This window comes from Megasphaera paucivorans (genome assembly GCF_900103535.1).
Classification (GTDB): domain Bacteria; phylum Bacillota; class Negativicutes; order Veillonellales; family Megasphaeraceae; genus Megasphaera_A; species Megasphaera_A paucivorans.
Genome location: NZ_FNHQ01000009.1, coordinates 14,748 through 33,801, shown reverse-complemented (window position 1 = coordinate 33,801; position 19,054 = coordinate 14,748). Strand labels below are relative to the sequence as shown.

Here is a 19,054-nt window from a genome sequence, read left to right as displayed (position 1 = left end):
GTCCATAATGGACACCTTGTTACAGAAAACATAGGGGGTCCATTATGGACCCCCGCGGAGGAGAGGGGGATTTCAGATGGTGGATGTTCGTAAAAACTTTACGATGGGACTTGTTGGGATCTTTTTGTTGGTATTGCCCATGACAGCACATGCGTCTATTCCGGTCATTGATACGGAAAATATTCTGCAGCAGATAAAAACCTATACCGAAACACTTCAGGTGGTGACAAATACAACTCAGCAAATTACCCTGCAATTAAAAGAGCTGGAGGCACTTCCGGAAACGGTTTTAGATCGTTACAAAGATGCTTTGAATAGCAGCGTGGCCTCTATCAATACAGCCATGAAAAAGTCTGGCTTTTTTACGGAAACTGCTGCATGGAATCAATATTGGCAAAATACATTTCCTAAGATCGCAGTAGATGCCTATGCGCAAACTTCTTTGGCTGAGCAAAATGTGAAAACGACTTTGCAAGAAGTTTTATCCATGCGAAATCGGGATGACGTAACGGCATACCATCAGCTCATGACGGAGCTGGATGTATCTAAAAAGCGCCTGTCGGATCTTTTGGAGCAAAATAAAGCGCCAACAGGCAGCAAACAGGTGCAGCAGCTTGCCAACGAAATTGCGGCAGAAAAAGCACATATAGATAGTATTCATACAACACTTCAAGCATTAACGGCACAAAATCAGGTAATGAAAAATCAGGCGGAGGTGCTAGAAAAGCAGAATCATCAAGCCGTTGTAAATGCTGCGATACAAGCAGAAGATGCAGCACTTACAAAAATGAAACAGGAAGTAACGAAAACTGTACCTGCACTTGATGATCCATGGCAAACGTATGGCAATGTAAGGTGGTGAATGCATGGATTTTTCAAGCAGTGACTTTTTGACGGAATTACTGAAGTTTTTTGAGCTGCACAGCATTACGGGTTTCTTAGCTTTGCAGCCCTATGCGTGGCAGCTCGTTTCTGTTTTAGCCGTAATTGATATTTGTACGACATGGGCGCTTTATAGCGCAGAACTTCGGATGTCTGCTGTGATTAGCCGGGTGATGAAGGTAGGCTTTTTTCTTTTCCTCATTTTGCAATGGGATAAAATCAATTCAGCTATCTTAGTTTCCTTTCAGTATGCCGGATTAACGGCTGCCGGAGTGGCACCATCAGGGGATTGGATGGCACCGAGTAAAGTGTTAGAACAAGGCTTTGAGGTTGTTGGCGGTCTATTAAAAGCGTTTAATGAGACAAGCATTATGAGTAATGGTGGGCTTGGAAAATGCTTTATGTACTTACTGTCTACGGTCATTACATTAGGCGCTTTCTTTTTTATTACACTGCAGATTCTGCTAACAAAGATTGAATTTAATGTGTTTGCTTCTATTGGCGTGATTTTATTGCCTTTTGGAGCCATTCGCTATACGTCCTTTTTGTTTCAACGAGTCGTATCTGCCGTTTTCAGCTTTGGCATAAAACTGATGGTGATGTATTTTCTGCTGGGATTATTTAATTCGCTGGCTGGAGATGTAAAAGCAATTCCGGCAACGGAATCTTTTGCAACGATGCTTCGCATGTCCTTATCTTATGCCGCTATGGCTTTTCTTACTTGGCAGCTTCCCAATCTGGCAGCCAGTATGATGAATGGGCAGCCTTCTATGGATGCTGGAACTGCGATTGGTGGGGCAAGATCTGTCGGCACTGCTGCCGTTGCTGCAGTGAGTGGCGGCGTAGGCGGTGCGGTAACAAAAGCGGCGTCTACGTATGGTAACGCAAGAGCGACCATGAATGCAGCTCGAACCAGTCAGGCAGATCATGGTGGATCTCTTTCTGGCAACTTTGCCAAAACCATGATGCGGCAAAAATTCGCCAACAGCACAATTGGCAGATCTTTGATGCACGGTGCAAATAACGCTATTAACCATCATGAAGACTATAAAAACATTCGGTCCGGCAAAGCTTTTGAAGAACCACAGCGAAATCGCAATGACTATGGCAAGAAGTAAGGTGTTCTTATGAGGATAAAACGACTTTGTATGCTAATTAGTATATTGTTGTGCATCAATATAGCTTCAGTCTTTGCGGCAGCGCCGTTTAGTGGCGGCGAAGTAACGGCTCCTTTTGGTGAAGAAAATCATATGGGGCATACACATAAAGGAATCGATATCGGAACTTCGTCTGGAACACCTATCTTGGCACCGTTTAATGGCACTGTCGAACATGGCGCAGGCAATGGTTTTATTTATTGGGTACTGATTACCGGAGAAAATGGAGAATCCCTTCTTTTTGGCGATTGCAATCCAGATACCTTGATTTGTCTGGATGGAAGCACATCCGAAGGTACTGTCATTGGTTATACCGGCGGCGATGCTTATGATGGAGATCTTGGCACATCGACCGGGGCGCATTGCCATATAGAATATTGGCCGTCTGGTTATTATACGGGGCCCGTAATTGATCCATATTCCAGACTTTTAGCGCTGGGCGTCAATCTTAGCGGTGATGGAAGTGTAAATCCGGGGACCGGACAACGAGGAAGCGACAATCTTTCGCTGCCTTGGGGCGTAGAAGCCATGTATCAGCTGGGCGATTCTTTAAATCAACTGATGGAACAAATGGTGAAGGCTTTATCCAAAGGGTATAGCGGTCTGCAGACGGCAGGACTGGCTCTGTTATTTGTTTTGGCGGTCATTGATTTGACGCTACCAATCCTTGTTGCTGGGCTTGAAACTTCACTAAATCAAGTGATTACGAAAGCCTTTAAATATGGATTTTTGTTCTTGATTTTTACCAACTGGCAAAATATTATCAACAATTTTTTTCTGAGCTTTGTCAGTTCGGTATCGGGAACCTTTATCCAAGATCCAACGGTAATTGCCAATAATGTGTCACAGCCACAGCTTTTGATGCAAAAATGCGTGTATATGATTACGCCAGGACTTAATAAAATTGCATCGTTTGGTTCGATGGATTTTGTCCGGAATTTTGGAACGATCCTGCCGATTTATCTTATTACCTTTTTGACGATGGGCGTATTTTTCTTTTTGTCCTGCTATATCATGCTTGTATATATCGAATTTTATCTTTCTGCTTCCGTGGCGCTTTGCACGGGGCCCTTTGCAGCTTTAGGTTTTACGAAATTCGTGGCGGAAGGTAGTCTGGGACATCTGGTATCTACAACCATAAAGCTCATGATTTTGTCCGTGATGGTTGGGCTTTGCGTTTTTTGCATCAAGGATGCCAAGCCGCAGGATCTTTTTACCATGAAAACACCGGCAGTCACACAGACTGGATCAGGCAGCGTTTCCGGACCGGCAGACTTAGTGAGCATAGCTACAGAAAAAGCACAAAAATATAACATTCCCGTTACGCTTTTCTTGGCACAGATTCAGGCAGAAAGTAGCTGGAATCCGCAGGCTGTTAGTGAAGTTGGTGCCGAAGGGCTAGGACAGCTCATGCCTTCTACCGCAGCCGGGCTTGGTTGTTATGATCCCTTTAATCCGGAACAGAATTTAGAAGCTTCGGCAAAATATATGCAGGGACTCTATGAGCAATTTGGTGATTGGAACTATGCCTTGGCAGCCTATAACGGCGGCCCGAATAGTCTTTCAAAGAATGAACCACTTCCCGGATGGGCGCAGGATTATGTGAATCAAGTCAATCGGAACTTATCAGGAACCTATACTGTAAATAACGGAATTACGGCAGAAGCTATGTCAAAATATGTGCTGCTTTGTTTATCTTTAATTGGTTTAGCGATATTAACTTTCCGAGTGCCGAAGTCCATTATGAATGCCTTGGGAGGTCGTTATGAACTTTCTTAAAGGTAGGCAGAAAAAACTTAAAATTTTCGTGGTATGTACGTTTTTGGCAATTGGTTTTATAGCTTTGGCAAATATGCTTGTCGGAAAACTATTTTATATCAATGATACGGATTCTGCGCCAAAGGGAATTTACATGGTGTCTTTTAGCCAGAAGCTGCACTATGGAGATTATGTCATTGTATCGCTCCCGGTAGATGTGCCAAAGCTTCATGTAGAAAAAGGCTTTTTGCTGTTAAAGCAAGTTCGGGGATTTCCGGACGATGAATATACGATTTTTAATGATTCTTTAGAGATTAGAGGGGAAGAGTATAAGATTTTTCATCAGGATGGCTTGCCAGAATTAGCAGTTGGAGAACGGAAAGTGCCAGAAGATGAAATGCTATTGTTAAACGATGTGGAGCTGTCCTTTGATTCCCGGTATTTGGGCCCGATTCCCAAAACTTTGATTGTAAAGAAAGTAAATCTGGTGCTGCCCTATGAACCATTTACTTGTTTTATAAAGCAGGTGATACCAAATGAAAATTCGTAAAACCGCTGTTGTTGTTTTCACTTTGGCAGTACTTAGTGGATCTTCTATGATTGCACAGGCATGGTGGGGAGATCTTTTATATCCGGGATCGTATGTCTTTGATGCCAAGCGCTTTGCCGACAGTGTAAAGGAAACAGAACAGGCTATTGTTGCGGTGCAGAACACGTTGGAAAATCTCAATAACAGAATCTTGATGATTACGGGTCTGAATTCTGACTTGCAAAGTGCTTTCAAGGCTGTGCAGGGAGTTGGCGATATGCCAACAGGAAAAAGTGCAGCAGAGCTGGGTGCAGCTTTTCGGGAGATCAAAGAAAAAGCGGACAATAATGAAGCGTATGAAATTCTTCTCTATACCAGCTTGGAAAATGCGAATCAGGATGCGGCCAATGCTGCACAAAAAGCTTTTCAAAATCAGCAGCTTAGAAAAAATGCGCAAGAAGAGGTTTTACAAACAAAAACAGACGGTATTTTAGGAGAACAGCAAAAAAAGAATGCGACAGAAGTTTTGGGAGCTTTAGAGAGTATTGATCAGGCAGAGGTCAAGGGTTCGGAATTTATGAAGCAAGTGACTATGCAAGAAGCTGAATTTACGGCCAATCGCATAGAGAGAGAAAAAGCTAGAGCTGGGGAGTTTTATGGTTATGATCCCTATCATCCAAACGAATATGATATGCAAAAACGGGTAGCGCAGACGAAAAGCCTTGGTTTTATGCAGTATGGAGAATGAAAAAGAGCAGGGCGTTTGCCCTGCTCTAAAGGTATACATTCTATTTTTCTTTGGTAAATGATGAGACAAAGAGCTCTAAACATTGACGGCAAAGTTTGAGCTTATCATGGGAAAGGGCATTTAAGAGCTTGTTGATGCGTGTCCGTTCCCAATCTGTTGCAGTATCTTCCAAGACTTGTTTTGGCGAAGTTGGCTGATTGTTTTCTCCATAGAGTAACCATTCAAGGGAAAACCCCATTTTACCAAGCTTTTGTATGACTTCTGCAGAAGGGATTGTGCCGTGTTCAATCGAGGAAAGGGCTGATTGACTGATAGATAAATCTTTAGCGAATTCTTCTTGTGACTTGTCGTAATACACACGAATAACTTTGATGCGCTGCGCTAAGGTATCTGCTTCTGTATCTACAGTAGCATCCTTGGCAGGGGTTTTTCCAGAAAGATAATCCGTTGTCACATCAAAAATTTCCGCGACTTTTTCAAGAAGCTCTGGTGTTGGCTCATCTTTTCCAGTCTCATACAAAGAAATTTGTACTTGGGAGGTATTTAAAAGATCCGCCAGTTCGCCTTGCGTCATTTTACCTTTTCGTATTTCTTTCAGTCGTTTTGCAAATTCACTCAACCCAATCACCTACTTATATATTTACCATAAAACAAATAATATATATTATATTTTATCACAATAAAAATAAAAAGGAAGTGTTTCTTTTGAGTAAAGTTACGTATATAGCAGAAAAGCCGGATATAGGAAAGGCCTTGGCGACCTATTTATGGCCGGATGGAAATTGTCATAAGGAAAAAGGCTTTATCCAGCAGGGAGATACGACCGTGACATGGGCGTTTGGACATATTCTAGGGCTTGCTTCACCGGAAGAGTATGGCGAAGAATATAAGGCTTGGGCCAATTATCCGATACTTCCGAAAGTATGGAAACTGAAACCGGCAGCTGCTGCCGTTGCACAACTAGCCGTGATAAAAAAGCTTTTAATGGAAGCTGATATTGTTGTTCATGCGGGTGACCCTGATCGTGAGGGCCAATTGCTCATTGATGAAATCCTTCATTATTTACAGTTTAAGGGGAAAGTGCAGCGTATTCTTATTAATGCAAAAGACGATGAAAGCTTGAAACGGGCTTTTGCGCAGATTACGGATAATAAAAGATATGAAAATTTGTATTATGCCGGATTGGGGAGAGAACAAGCAGATTGGCTGATTGGGATGAATCTTACTCGCGCCTATACCGTAAATGCAAGAAAATATGGCTATGAAAATACCTTTCGCATTGGCCGGGTGAAAGTGCCAACATTAGCATTGGTTGTAAATCGGGAAAAAGAAATCAAGGGATTTAAATCAGCGAAATACTATGAACTAAAAGGAATCTTTGAAAAAGATGGTATTCCGTTTAAGGCAACTTTGAAACCAGCAGAAAATTTGCTGCTGGATGAAGAAAACCGTGTCAAAGACAAAAATATTCTGCAGGCCATTAAGTTGAAGCTTGAAAAAGCAGAGGTTATCATCCGGGATGTGCAGGGAAAAGATATGGTGCAACATCCGCCATTGCCGCATTCATTGGATACATTACAGGTAGAAGCAAATAAGAAATATGGCTTTTCGCCAAAAGAAGTATTGGTTGCGGTACAGGATCTTTATGAAAAGAAATATGTTTCCTATCCGCGTAGTGATTGTAACTACATTCCGGTATCTCAAAAAGCGGATGCTGTAAGAATTTTGCCTGTACTTTCAGCACTTGGAATCGCTGGTGCCAATACCGCTGATATTGAGATTACAAGTAAGGCATTCAACGATCAAAAGATAACTGCCCATCATGCCATTATTCCTACTGGTATTCAGCTGGAAAAGTTGAGTGAAATAGAGCAGAAAATCTATGAACTTATAGCGAAACGATATGTGCTCCAGTTCTTTCCTGCTCATGAATATAAAAAAATCACGTTCACTTTGGTTGTTGCCGATGAGATTTTTACGGGCAGCGGAAAAGTTATCTTGAAGCAAGGATATAAGGCGTATGAATTAGAAGGGCAGGAGCTGGAATCAGCCGAAGATAACGTGAAACTTCCGACGCTTAAGATAGGTGATATAGTAGAAAAAGCCAACTATTCTATTGCCGATAAAGTGACAGTGCCACCAAAACGCTTTACGGAAGGTACTTTATTGGCAGCCATGGCAAATATCTGGCGCTTTGTAGACGCGAAAAATCCTAATAGGGAAAAGCTAAAAGAAGTTAAGGGTATCGGCACTCCGGCAACACGGGATACGATTATCGCAGAATTACAGGCAGATACGATGAATGGAAAACCTGTAGACCCGTGTATGACGAAAATAAAAAAAGAACTGGTACCTACAGAATTCGGTACCAGCTTGATAGAAAATGTGGATCAATCTCTTACGCTACCAGATGCAACAGCAGAAATGGAATATGTCTTATCTGAAATTGCAGCAGGACAAAAAAGTTTATCGGAATATATGGATGATATGACTGCTATGGTGCATCGGAATATCCAGTTTGCTGAAAATAGGACGTTTCCGCTGCCAAAAGGCAAAGCGCTTCACGAGTGTCCAGTCTGCAGCAAAGGGGAACTTATCCGACGTTATTCGACAAAAGCAAAAAAACATTTTCATATTTGCAGTAATACGGATTGTGTTTCCCCAGTAACGGGTAGAAAGCTTTTTTATGAGGATGACAATGGAAAACCTGTTGTTGTAAAATGTCCAGACTGTGGAACAATTCTTGTTCGTATTTTGAAGAATGGAACGTTTTGGCTTTGCAGTAAATGCAATAAAACCTTTAATGATAAAGCTGGTAAGCCGGATTTTTCATTAAAGAAGAAATAACAGGAGGTCATTATGAGTAGGACAATAGATGAATTAATAGAAGATGAATATGCGGCGCAACAGGAAGGCGTATCGCATATTCAAACTATAGAAATAAATGGGGAAAATGAGAAAAAAACAGATATAGAAGTATCTGCTTTATTAATAGATATTAGTGAAATTCTGCGGCTTTTAAGTGAGCAGATGATACGCCTAAATGAAGTGACAAAGAGTTTACCGGAAACAGTAGCTGCCTTAAGAACAACAACAGAAGCAGTACAGTGTATTTCTAACGAATTGCCTACTATAGTTCGTGAGCAGTGTTTAGAGGAATATAAAAAAATCCTTGGTAATGCGGTGAAAAATTATAATCAGATGCAAAAAGCATCTGATAGGTGGCAAAAATCTTTAGATAAAAAGCAAGAGAAGCGATTTGAAATAATTACTATTTCAGCAATAGTGACGCCTGTATTACTGATTTTGTTAATAAGCCTTAAATAGAAATATACTTGTAACTTTTTAAATTGCTTATCATAAAATGTAGTGAAACCTACTAAGAATGATACTGTATTACATATTCTCTAAAATTAGCGGAGGCTTTAGATAAAGAACATTTTTGTTTTCGGATGTTTGTAGCTTTGATGGCTAATCCATCCATAGCTTTGGCTCATTCTGGTGCACTGCTTGATATAGCAGTAAATACTATTGCCGAGGCCTATTACTTTCGTTCTTCTGCAATTTTCAGATATTCCAATAGAAAATCATACGACTTTTTTGGGACGATCTAAGCACGTGGAGTGTTGCGTTTGTAATTTGGCTGAAAAATAGAGAACTTATAGAAAAACCGTTCCTTTGCTGTAATAATGTGTTGCATATTATTACAGCAAAGGAACGGTTTTTTGTTTATTCGACTTCCGGTATATTTTGCAAATATTTGTCCCGGTTTTGCTTAGTATTTCTGCATAAGGCAAGCGGTTACTTCACTCCATTACTGATTGCTACTGAAATTTCTGTAATATAGCTAGTCTCATCCTCTGTGGCGAGGTTGTTGATAATATAATTTTCATAGAGATCTCCTAACATCATTAACTGGTTTGATTTTATATATGTTAGTAGTTTATCGTAGGTATCGTCAAGCGTGTCATAAGGCCCATTATGATAAGTACACAGGTAGTTGCCGGCCGGTTTCAACCTAACATATTGATCCACTATAGCGTTGTCTAATGCAACAAACATTGACTCCTTAACATCTTCTAAAGGTTCAAGTGTTGTGATACATCCTACATTCCAATAAAACGGAATAGAATAGCTGGTCATACGCTCTGTGATTTTCAATAGGGTCAAGTAATAATCAGGAAATCCATTGACATACTGTACAGGCATTGCCAAAAGGTGCTGTTCGGCTACAGCCTTTACCCTAAACTCATAGTCTTTCATTTCTTCAATCTGCTTGATTTGAATGAGATTTTTATATAACCTGCTTTTGGCTGTTTGGAGATTCTCAATTTTGTTTTGAATTTCAGAAATTTGATTTTTCAGTATAGTACTGGTTTCATTTACCGTCCTCTGCGCCAGAAGGCTTTTAATTTTACTTAAGGGTATCCCCGTTTCCCGAAGCGAGAGAATTAAATACAACAGGTCAAATTGAGCTAACGTATAGTAACGGTATCCGTTGTTAGGGTCTTTATATTTGGGCTTCAGAATGCCGGTCTTATCGTAAAAAAGCAGCGTCTGTTTGGTAATGCCGAATATTTTGCATACCTGTCCTGAAGTAAATTGTAAATCCATAATTGTTTCTCCTAAAGTTATACTAGTGTGCTTGACTATATTCTAAGAATATAGTTTATGCTGGATTTTGTCAATATAATGTGAAGGTCGTAATCCAATTGCCTTACTCAAATCAAGAATTTACTTTTTTATTTTAGTTTTCTGCTTAATTATAGGCCAAAATCAGTAAGAATTAATTGAAATCTTAAAAAAGGAGAGAATCATGAACCTAAAAAAAACTTTACTTTTATGTGGCATAGCTCTAATGGTTTGCAGCATGCTCGGTCCAGTGTACGCATCCCAGCCTGCTCAACTGACGATAGCCGACAGTATTCGGCTGGCAATTACGCATAGCCCGGCGTTAAAAGCTGCCAAAGCGGAAACAGAAAAAGCATCCTGGTTAGTGAAGGAAAATCATTCAGCTTATCTGCCCACTCTCAGTGCAAATCATTTACAAGCATATAATAATCCGGACACAATCAATTATCCATCTAATTATCGCTCTTCTTCTCTAGAAGCAAAAACAATATTATACAGCGGCGGACTAACTGAAGGCCTTGTGGGCCAAGCTAAGAAACTTTACACTGGTGCACAGCATAACGTTGCGTATACCAAACAGCAAGTTATCACCAATACTTATTTGGCCTATTACAACGTCCTGCAAGCAGAAAAAAATGTGGCCCTTGCTGACGAAGCTGTTCAACGTCTGACACAGCACTTGTCCATCGTACAGGCGCAATATTCTGAGGGGACAGTGATTAAAAGCGATGTGCTGCGAACCGAAGTCGAACTGGCTCAGGCCAAGCAAAACCATAGCAAAGCAAAAAACACTTGCAGATTGGCCAGCAGCCAGTTCGCAACCTTGCTCGGACTTCCCGCTGATCAGAATATTGCTTTAGCCGACATCAGAGAAACGGTAGCCTATGATGGCTCGATCGATCAGGCCATTCAAACAGCATTAACCCAGCGGTCAGATTTCAAACAAATCTGTCAGGAAGAAAAAGCCGCCCAGTACGGTACGCAGATCGCGAAAAGCGGCTATTTACCAACTGTGAGCCTATCGATCAAGAAAGAATGGCAGAACCAGGATAGTGTCCCTAATCCATGGTCTACTCAATTGACAGTCGGTTTCAATCTATTTGACGGCAGCAGAACCAAATCCAAAATCAAACAAGCCGAGTGGGAAATTACGAAAACTCATGAACTGCTGGAGCAAAAGAGGGAGCAAATTACATTAGAAACCAAAGAAGCTTATTTCAATTTACAAAATGCTCGTACGGCTTTGGACATCGCCTCTCAGGTGGTTGCCAAAGCGGAAGAAGATTATGCAATTGCCCAGGTACGCTACCAGTCTGGTCTCGGCACCAACCTGGATGTCATTGATTCCCAAGGGGCACTTACTTCCGCCAAGCTCAACTACACCAATGCCCGCTATGACTATAACAAATACAGCGTGCAATTAGCACAGGCAATGGGAACTATTACGGAGGAGGATACCCATGATAAAGAATAAACCCCGCACTAGAACTGTAATGATTATACTGATTCTGGCGTTGCTTGCTGGTACTGCCACTTGGAGGATCTATAATGCTCAGCAGCAGGCCGCTCTAAGTATTCAGCCTCTGGCCGTTACTACCGCAGAAGCAAGAACAACGCAAAAGCCAAACACACTTAAATTAACCGGTACGGTCGAAGGAATGACATCGGCTATTATCAGTAGTCGTTTTGCCGGTAAAATTGATCAAATACTTGTTGAAGACGGGCAAGCTGTCCAAAAAGGAGCAACACTACTGACACTGGATACCATAGAGATGGCAAATGCTGTTCGCATTGCTCAAAACAATGTTCGTCAGACTGAGGCCAATTTGAATACCGCCCAGGCCGATTATCAGCGCTATAATACTCTGTATGCCAAAAACGCTGTGACCAAACAACAACTCGAGAGTGCAGAAGCCCGTTTAATTACCAGCCGTACCGAGGTTGATAACGCTTATGCCAATTTGAACAATTCTCAAAAACAAATTGAAGACGGCAGCATTTTAAGTCCAGTAACCGGCGTAATCGCCAATAAAGCGGCCACCATTGGACAGGTCGTTTCACCCGGTGCTGCGCTCCTTAGTGTAGAACAAATTGATCAGGTGTACGTTGTGGTAAATGTTGAGCAAAAGGATATTGCCCTAGCCAAGATGGGAGCCGCTGTAACCGTTAACGTGGATGCCTATCCTGATCAAACTTTTACCGGAACAATAGCGGTCATAAATCCAGTGGCAGGCAATGAAAGCCGTATGTTCCGAGTAAAAATCAAAGTGGATAATGCTAATCAATTGTTAAAACCAGGCATGTTTGCGCAAACAACCTTAACAGCGGGCGAACCTGTGACTACTTTGGCGATACCGCGGTCAGCGATACTGACCCAAAAGGGTTTGCACTATGTCTACGTCGCAACTAACCATCAAGCGAAAAAAACTTTGGTGGAAACCGGTGATTTAATTGATAACCTGATGGAAGTCAAAGCCGGGCTTCGGCCAGGTATGTCCGTGGTCATCGATAATCTTGATAAAATCAAAGACGGTGATGCTTTACTGATTGAAGGAGGCATAAGCCAATGAGTTTGCCGGAAATCAGCATCAAACGCCCGGTTTTTGCCACCGTTACCCTGCTTGCCCTCATATTACTGGGGATTGTCAGTTACTTGCGCATGAATGTGGACGAAATGCCGGATGTATCCTATCCATATGTAACAGTCAGCATTACCTACGAAGGCGCGCTGCCGGAACAAATTGACACGCAAGTCACAAAAAAAGTAGAAGAAGCGGTCGGCGAGGCCAAAGGAGTTAAACATATTCAGTCTACATCCCGCGAAGGTGAAGCGGAAATCGGCGTTCAGTTTAATCTGGATATCGATCCGTCCGTGGCTGCACAGGATGTCCGGGATAAAATCAGCGCTATCCGCAGTGAACTGCCGGATAACATCAAAGAGCCCGTCATCGCCCGCTACGACATGAAAGCAGCACCCGTTGTCGCTGTTGCCCTTACCAGTGAAACAGCGAATCTCCGCGAACTAAGCATTCTGGTGGAAGATGTGATTAAACCTCGCCTGCAGAAAATTGGCGGCGTTGGTCAGTTAAAAATATCCGGTTTGCAGAAACGGGAAATCCAACTGCTGCTGGACCGGGACAAAATGGCTGCCTTCGGTTTTTCTATACCGGAAATCACCCAGCGCCTGCAGCAGGAAAACATGGATATTCCCGCCGGTAAACTGACAGAGGCCAGTCAGGAATTATCGGTACGTACAGCAGGTAATTTTAAAAACCCGCAGGATTTTCTCTCTATCATCATAGGTACCAAAAATGGCGCACCGGTCTATTACCGGCAGATCGGCAGCGTGAAGGACACAATCAAAGATGTTGAGACACTTGCCCGTTACGACAATCAGCAGGCCATCGGCATCGAAGTCGGTAAACAGTCTGGCGCCAATGCTGTAAACGTAGCCAAACAAGTGAAAGCCGAACTGAAAAATATCCAACAGGGTCTGCCATCGGGCGTCACTTTGTATATGGTTCGCGATGATGCTCAGCGAATTGAAGACTCGATGCATGAAGTTTGGTTCGACCTCATAATCGGCGGTTTGTTTGCTGTAATTGTCGTGCTATGGTTTCTTGGTGACTGGCGTAGCACTCTCATCAGCGCAATAGCCATTCCCGCCTCTATTATAGCCACTTTTTTCTTTATGAAATTAGCCAATTTTTCCATAAACACCATGTCGCTCTTGGGTCTTTCGTTGTCGGTCGGCCTCCTCATCGATGATGCCATCGTAGTCATTGAAAATATTATCCGCCACCGGCAAATGGGGAAACCAGCCATGGAAGCCGCTGCGGATGGAACCAAAGAAATTGCCCTAGCGGTTATGGCCACTACCTTTACCGTAGTCGCCGTATTTATTCCTGTCGGCTTTATGTCTGGTGTAGTCGGACAATATTTTAAAGAATTTGGACTGACCATCGCTTTTGCCGTCTTGGTCTCTCTTTTCATTGCCTTTACCTTGACGCCGATGATGGCGGCCTTGTATCTGCCGGTTGGGCAGCACTATGACGCAGCAGGCCGCATGGGGCAGTGGTGGTCCAAGTGGAATCGCTGGTTTGACAAGATGGCTGATGCCTACGCTGTTATATTGAGAAAATTGCTTGGACAGCATCGCAAAAAGGTATTGGGGGCCTCAATCACCTTATTTGTTTTCAGCATGATGCTGTTTCCGTACCTGGGATCATCCTTTATTCCCACTACTGATCAGGCACAATTCACCGTAAAAGTTACAACACAGGCTGGCCAGACTGTAGAAGCATTGGACAATACTACCCAAAAAATGATCCAAGAACTCAGGTCGATTCCTGCAATTAAATATGTCTACAGCACCTCGTCTGCTAAAGAACAAACCCTATTTGTAACATTGGTGCCCAAAAAAGAACGACAGCGCAGTCAAAATGAAGTAATCATTGAAGTACGCAATAAACTCAACCGTATTCCTGGCGTCCGAATTGATATTGAACAAGGTGACGGCAAACCTGTTGCCGTTTCAATAACAGGTGATTCTGTAGAAAAATTGGGAGAAATCACTGAACAATTGCGGCAAAAAATTGAGAGCATTGCCGGTGTGCAAGATATTGTTTCCAGTTATCGTCCAGGCGCACCGAACCTGGATATTAAAATCAAAACAGAGCGTGCCAACGATTTGGCCGTTTCCACCGCCACCATTGGCAACACCCTTCAAACTCTACTAAATGGAACAGTCATCGGCAAATACAACGACAGTGACGAACGTGTCGATATCCGTACGCGCCTGACAGTTACAGACCGCAACCGCCCTGAAAGTCTGAATGCTATCTATGTACCCAGTGAAAAGACAAGATCTGATGGACAAAAAATGCTGCTCCCGCTGTCTCAGGTGACCGAGTGGCAATATACAACAAGCCCGGCGGAAATTAGCCGCTATGATCGGCAAAAAGAAATTCGTCTGACTGCCAATTTGGAAAAAACTACTCTAGGGGATTTTAATGATCAATTTTACCCCAGCCTTAAAGCTATACAAATGCCGGTAGGCTATCAGGTAAGCGCTGTCGGTCAATCAGAAGATATGGAGGAGTCTTTCTCTAGTATGGCAGTTGCCTTGAGCTTGGCAGTTGCCTTCATCTTCATGATACTGGCAGCACAGTTTGAAAGCTATACCGAACCGTTTGCCATAATGCTCTCTTTGCCATTAGCCATTATCGGTGCACTGTTTGGGCTGTTTTTAGCTGGCAGCGATCTCAGTGTGATTTCACTCATCGGCATCATGATGCTCATGGGACTTGTCACCAAAAACGCGATTCTCTTGATTGACTTTGCAAAACAGCGCATGCAGCAAGCTGTCCCTTGCAATGACGCCCTAGTGGATGCAGCTCGTACCAGGTTGCGCCCTATTTTAATGACCAGTATAGCCATGATTTTCGGTATGCTCCCCATCGCATTATCCATCGGTCCTGGTGCTGAAACACGCGCACCCATGGCGCATGCAATCATCGGCGGCCTGCTTACTTCGACATTGCTTACACTAGTAGTCGTACCTGTCGTCTATTCACTCATTCATGACTGGAAAGCGCGTAAATCTAATTTTCTCAATCGGAGTAGGTAAATATAAAAATTTAGCGTTATCTGTCCATTTGTGGTAATGGGCAGATACGCTAATGGGGGATAGTAATGTTCTTTATAAAAATTAGCAGGAAAATATATGATGATAATAACTTTAGCGCTTATCGCCGTTCCTTGGTATTTGTAGTTCGCGCCATACTTAATTATAAAAAGATGCAGAAATTGAAAGAATTCCTTGACGAAAATTCTCTGCGGCGCGATGTCACTGTAGCAGAGCCAGCGATTTTCGAACAGGTAACGCGGTGTATTTTTTATCGCGGATCTACATTTGGCAAGAGATTACAATTAATTACAGATCATCTATCTTTTTTGGAAAATAGCTTAACACAAGAGGCATTACGGCAGATATATCTTGGCAATGGTATCACTCTGTGGAATAGCAATTTTCACAATGAAACCATATCTTTGGAATTAGGCATGCATGATAATTATCATAGAGAAGGCTTGATGGGGCTTATTTTAAAAATCGAGGGAAAACCAGTTAACGCGATAATATTTTGGATTGAGCTAAATAATATAAATGAACCGATTTTAAAAATTGGTGCGCTTCAAGGCAAACGGAACGGATTAGATATTAACCGAGCTCTAACAAAATATTTCTTCGGATTTCGCCCTAAGGACTTTATTCTTTTTGGGTTACGTACATGTTCCGCTCAACTAACAATTAAACAGATTTATGCAGTGTCTAATTATGGTCATTATGCCAATAATCACATACGCATTAACAGAAAGTTAAAAACATCTTTAGACGAATTTTGGAATGAAACAGGAGGGATGGTTTGTAATGATCCACGTTTTTTTGATATTCCAATAACCTCACCGCGAAAAAACATAGAAGATGTGGTATCTCATAAACGCAATCTTTATCGAAAGCGATACACTTTACTTGATGAAATTAGGAAAACAATTGTACAGTCCCTTGAATTGTATTGTAAAAGCTAAAGCTGTCTCAATGTAGCGTACCGATCATCTACTCAATCATTTCAAATATCATTTATCTAGCAAAGCTACTGCTCAAATCTTCCTAATTGTATGGTCATGTTAATTTTAAAATCATTTGAATGCCGTATTTATTATATATGCTGGAGGTATTTCAGTTTCAATGATTAAGGAAAATATTCATAAAGCAGTTACTTTATATTCTTTTATTGGTCTTGCTGCGATCATTTTTATTGGTGTTACTTATGTCTGCTGGGTAGGTTTTATTGATCATGGGGAAGTAAATATGAGTGCCGTTTCGTGGCTGTTGGCTGAAGGAAAACCGGTATATACTGATTTAAATGCCAACGAGCGTTATAGTTTGCAGCATGGACCGATTATTTATTTAGTAACCGCGGGGATTATGAGATTTATGGAGCCGAGTCTATTAACAGCGAAAGTTCCTGGGTATGTTGCACTGGTGCTGTCCATAATAATCTCCGCAATTTGTTTTTATCGGCTTGTTGGTGTAAAAAAGGCAATTTTCTTGATTGGCCTGGAAACATGGATTTTATTAAAATGGTCATTTATTTTTATGAACCGTGATGATTCATTTATGTTATTGTGTATGGCAATGGGTCTTTTATCCGTAATGACCCGTAGTAATAAAAATTTTATTGGTATCGGTATTTCGCTGGGGATACTAGTGAATCTAAAAATTCATGGATTTATCTACTTCTTGCCGATATTAGTATTAGCCTATAAATACGATGGCTGGAAAAAGGTTGTTTGGGGAATCTTGTTGGCTTTTGCAATTGCACTTATTCCGTTTTTATTGCCGGAAATATCATTGGTAAATTATCTGCAGTGGTTGTTGCAATCTACTGCACACGGAATATCTATCAAAATTTTCGTTGGGAATTTAAGCTATACACTACTGCTTGTATTTTTAATAGTAGCGATGGGATTATTGTATGGGGTAAATTGGAATAGCTTTTATCAGGAGCACCGTACGCTTATTATTACAAGTGCTATTTCAACACTTATGATTAATATAATAGGTGCGAAATTAGGAAGCGGTAATTATCATTTGATCCCGCTTGTACCAATACTGTTATATTTTGTTGCGTTAATAATAAAAGTGAATTTGGTAAATACATCCAAAAAGAAAATGCATGCCGGCGTAGTGCTAGCTGTAATCGTTTTACTAGTTGTATCTGGAAATGCAATCAATAGCCAGAAACGGTTGCTAGAGAAAATACATAAATATTCTTATGCGGCTAATGTGATTGAAGAAATAAGAGCGGTAGAGTCTAATTATAATGGGAACACCATTGAAATTGGATATGGTGAGGACAAAAACTACAGTTTTTACCGGCAGTTTAATCCCTTGCTTGTTTTTGACGGCAATCCATATCTTGTTGATGGTGCGGCACTAATGGATATGCAATTGGCAGGTTTACCAATACCCCAAACTACTATTTCTGATCTTACTAACGGAAAAATCAAGATATGGTTAATTCCTAAAGGTGATGAACCATTTTTATTACACAGTTATTATGACTCTTCACACGCCTTATTTGAGAAATCTTTTTGTGATACTTTTAAAGAGCATTATTCCTTAGTTGAAGAGTTAATTTATTTTGACGTATGGGTCTATCGAGGGTGAATGTATTGTTTTCCCTCAGGGGGACAGTTAACGCAGATTACACATTATATAATAAATATCCGTTATATAGGTAGAGGCTCAATTTCAAAATAAAACATACAAAAAGAGGAATGGTTTAACAATGAAGAAAATACTTGTTGGTTTCTTATGTGCTATAACTATGATGTTTTCAGTAGCGCTTGCATTTGCCGCTGAGACATCCAATGCGCTCATTTCTCCGAATACCACGGTTGCTATGACGCTGAAATCTCCCGCAGTGCAGTATACTCTTAAAATCAATTGCCAGAATGTTGACCTTGGAACACTAAGAATTGTGGAAATGAAAGAACAAATCATGGTTCCGCTCAGAATCACAGCGGAGGCACTTGGATTCACCGTGACGTGGGATGGAGAGAGGCGAGCCGTCAACATGGATAATGGTACCATGAAAACCGACTTAACCCTGGGTGAAGACAACTATTTCGCATACAGCAGTAAAGCTATAGGAATGACAGCACCACAAAGACTAGGAGTGGCTCCCACTATCATAAAAGGATCTATCTATGTGCCGCTTGATTTCTTTAAAATATTAGTAACTGATCCGAATTGTGTCAGTATAAAAGATAGCGTTATAAGCATATCAACTGGTTCGACAAAACGGGATGAAATACCTAACCCTTTGATAAATTACAGTACCTTGGATGAAGCGAGAAAAGCAATAGGATTTACATTTGCAGTACCTACAATCCTGCCAGATGGTTATCAAATGAAAGATATTATTGTGATAAATAACAACCTGGTTGAAATATTCTACTTGAAAGGTGATAGCCAGATTATATATCGTACTGCCAAAGGAAATGCTGATATCAGTGGCGATTATAATGGTTATGATAAAGTCAAGACTGTTACTGTTGGAAATGCCAAAATTACCGTAAAAGGTAAAAGCGACAGTATCAAGCTTGCTACATGGAGAAAGGACGGAGCAAGCTTCTCCTTATCCTTTGACGAAGCCGTTAATGAGAAAGCATTGTCAACAATCATTAAAAGTATCAAAGAATAAGTTTGGCTTTAATGTACGTTAAGGGGAATGGCTTTATTGTTATTCACCAGGGGCTCTATACGCAATCCCGTCCAAA

The 19,054-nt window shown here is 41.4% G+C and carries 15 protein-coding genes; 13 read left to right on the top strand and 2 right to left on the bottom strand.

What is annotated here, in order from left to right; all coding sequences use genetic code 11:
* Positions 1–76 precede the first annotated feature (76 nt).
* The 5 genes from BLR11_RS05505 to BLR11_RS05485 are packed head-to-tail and all read left to right on the top strand — an operon-like array spanning position 77 to position 5,074.
* Positions 77–862 (top strand): type IV secretion system protein, encoded by a 786-nt coding sequence (locus BLR11_RS05505; protein WP_091649144.1) that lies wholly within the window; start codon positions 77–79, stop codon positions 860–862.
* Between the two features lie 4 nt (positions 863–866).
* Positions 867–2,000: a P-type conjugative transfer protein TrbL gene (trbL, locus tag BLR11_RS05500; RefSeq protein WP_091649141.1), complete on the top strand. Its 1,134-nt coding sequence runs from the start codon at positions 867–869 to the stop codon at positions 1,998–2,000.
* Positions 2,001–2,030: 30 nt separating this feature from the next.
* Entirely contained in the window at positions 2,031–3,818 is a 1,788-nt protein-coding gene (locus BLR11_RS05495) for a transglycosylase SLT domain-containing protein (protein ID WP_218118734.1), read from the top strand.
* Positions 3,805–4,347, top strand: coding sequence for a S26 family signal peptidase (locus tag BLR11_RS05490; protein WP_091649133.1), 543 nt, complete (start codon positions 3,805–3,807; stop codon positions 4,345–4,347). Before BLR11_RS05495 ends, BLR11_RS05490 begins: the two co-directional genes overlap by 14 nt.
* Positions 4,334–5,074: a hypothetical protein gene (locus tag BLR11_RS05485; protein ID WP_091649129.1), complete on the top strand. Its 741-nt coding sequence runs from the start codon at positions 4,334–4,336 to the stop codon at positions 5,072–5,074. Before BLR11_RS05490 ends, BLR11_RS05485 begins: the two co-directional genes overlap by 14 nt.
* Before the next feature lie 40 nt (positions 5,075–5,114).
* On the opposite strand, the gene BLR11_RS05480 is transcribed toward BLR11_RS05485, so the two are convergent.
* Positions 5,115–5,693, bottom strand: a complete 579-nt coding sequence (locus BLR11_RS05480; protein ID WP_091649126.1) for a helix-turn-helix domain-containing protein — start codon at positions 5,691–5,693, stop codon at positions 5,115–5,117.
* An 86-nt stretch (positions 5,694–5,779) separates the two neighbouring features.
* Between BLR11_RS05480 and BLR11_RS05475 the strand changes: the two genes are divergently transcribed.
* Positions 5,780–7,921, top strand: coding sequence for a DNA topoisomerase 3 (locus BLR11_RS05475; protein ID WP_091649123.1), 2,142 nt, complete (start codon positions 5,780–5,782; stop codon positions 7,919–7,921).
* A 12-nt stretch (positions 7,922–7,933) separates the two neighbouring features.
* Positions 7,934–8,401, top strand: coding sequence for a hypothetical protein (locus BLR11_RS05470; RefSeq protein WP_091649122.1), 468 nt, complete (start codon positions 7,934–7,936; stop codon positions 8,399–8,401).
* A 474-nt stretch (positions 8,402–8,875) separates the two neighbouring features.
* On the opposite strand, the gene BLR11_RS05465 is transcribed toward BLR11_RS05470, so the two are convergent.
* The gene (locus BLR11_RS05465; protein ID WP_091649119.1) at positions 8,876–9,688 is read right to left on the bottom strand and encodes a MerR family transcriptional regulator; all 813 of its coding nucleotides are present in this window, start codon (positions 9,686–9,688) and stop codon (positions 8,876–8,878) included.
* 202 nt (positions 9,689–9,890) lie between these two features.
* Between BLR11_RS05465 and BLR11_RS05460 the strand changes: the two genes are divergently transcribed.
* From BLR11_RS05460 to BLR11_RS05435, 6 genes are all read left to right on the top strand, one after another.
* Positions 9,891–11,180 (top strand): TolC family protein, encoded by a 1,290-nt coding sequence (locus tag BLR11_RS05460; RefSeq protein ID WP_091649114.1) that lies wholly within the window; start codon positions 9,891–9,893, stop codon positions 11,178–11,180.
* Entirely contained in the window at positions 11,167–12,276 is a 1,110-nt protein-coding gene (locus BLR11_RS05455) for an efflux RND transporter periplasmic adaptor subunit (RefSeq protein ID WP_091649111.1), read from the top strand. The genes BLR11_RS05460 and BLR11_RS05455 overlap by 14 nt, the downstream gene beginning before the upstream one ends.
* A complete protein-coding gene (locus tag BLR11_RS05450) occupies positions 12,273–15,335 on the top strand; it encodes an efflux RND transporter permease subunit (protein WP_091649108.1) in 3,063 nt (1,020 codons plus the stop codon). The genes BLR11_RS05455 and BLR11_RS05450 overlap by 4 nt, the downstream gene beginning before the upstream one ends.
* A 65-nt stretch (positions 15,336–15,400) precedes the next feature.
* A complete protein-coding gene (locus tag BLR11_RS05445) occupies positions 15,401–16,294 on the top strand; it encodes a VirK/YbjX family protein (protein ID WP_091649106.1) in 894 nt (297 codons plus the stop codon).
* Between the two features lie 160 nt (positions 16,295–16,454).
* Positions 16,455–17,939 carry a hypothetical protein gene (locus BLR11_RS05440; protein ID WP_091649103.1) on the top strand — a complete coding sequence of 495 codons (1,485 nt, stop codon included), beginning with the start codon at positions 16,455–16,457 and terminating at the stop codon, positions 17,937–17,939.
* 121 nt (positions 17,940–18,060) lie between these two features.
* Positions 18,061–18,978 carry a stalk domain-containing protein gene (locus tag BLR11_RS05435; RefSeq protein ID WP_091649101.1) on the top strand — a complete coding sequence of 306 codons (918 nt, stop codon included), beginning with the start codon at positions 18,061–18,063 and terminating at the stop codon, positions 18,976–18,978.
* Positions 18,979–19,054: the final 76 nt, after the last annotated feature.

What these genes read in the sequence shown, in the direction of transcription:
- BLR11_RS05445 (WP_091649106.1), top strand. Translation starts at nt 15,401, where the DNA reads ATGTTCTTTATAAAAATTAGCAGGAAAATATATGATGATAATAACTTT.
- BLR11_RS05440 (WP_091649103.1), top strand. Translation starts at nt 16,455, where the DNA reads ATGATTAAGGAAAATATTCATAAAGCAGTTACTTTATATTCTTTTATT.
- BLR11_RS05465 (WP_091649119.1), bottom strand. Translation starts at nt 9,688, where the DNA reads ATGGATTTACAATTTACTTCAGGACAGGTATGCAAAATATTCGGCATT.
- BLR11_RS05435 (WP_091649101.1), top strand. Translation starts at nt 18,061, where the DNA reads ATGAAGAAAATACTTGTTGGTTTCTTATGTGCTATAACTATGATGTTT.
- BLR11_RS05470 (WP_091649122.1), top strand. Translation starts at nt 7,934, where the DNA reads ATGAGTAGGACAATAGATGAATTAATAGAAGATGAATATGCGGCGCAA.
- BLR11_RS05450 (WP_091649108.1), top strand. Translation starts at nt 12,273, where the DNA reads ATGAGTTTGCCGGAAATCAGCATCAAACGCCCGGTTTTTGCCACCGTT.
- BLR11_RS05495 (WP_218118734.1), top strand. Translation starts at nt 2,031, where the DNA reads ATGCTAATTAGTATATTGTTGTGCATCAATATAGCTTCAGTCTTTGCG.
- BLR11_RS05505 (WP_091649144.1), top strand. Translation starts at nt 77, where the DNA reads ATGGTGGATGTTCGTAAAAACTTTACGATGGGACTTGTTGGGATCTTT.
- BLR11_RS05490 (WP_091649133.1), top strand. Translation starts at nt 3,805, where the DNA reads ATGAACTTTCTTAAAGGTAGGCAGAAAAAACTTAAAATTTTCGTGGTA.
- BLR11_RS05460 (WP_091649114.1), top strand. Translation starts at nt 9,891, where the DNA reads ATGAACCTAAAAAAAACTTTACTTTTATGTGGCATAGCTCTAATGGTT.
- trbL (WP_091649141.1), top strand. Translation starts at nt 867, where the DNA reads ATGGATTTTTCAAGCAGTGACTTTTTGACGGAATTACTGAAGTTTTTT.
- BLR11_RS05455 (WP_091649111.1), top strand. Translation starts at nt 11,167, where the DNA reads ATGATAAAGAATAAACCCCGCACTAGAACTGTAATGATTATACTGATT.
- BLR11_RS05485 (WP_091649129.1), top strand. Translation starts at nt 4,334, where the DNA reads ATGAAAATTCGTAAAACCGCTGTTGTTGTTTTCACTTTGGCAGTACTT.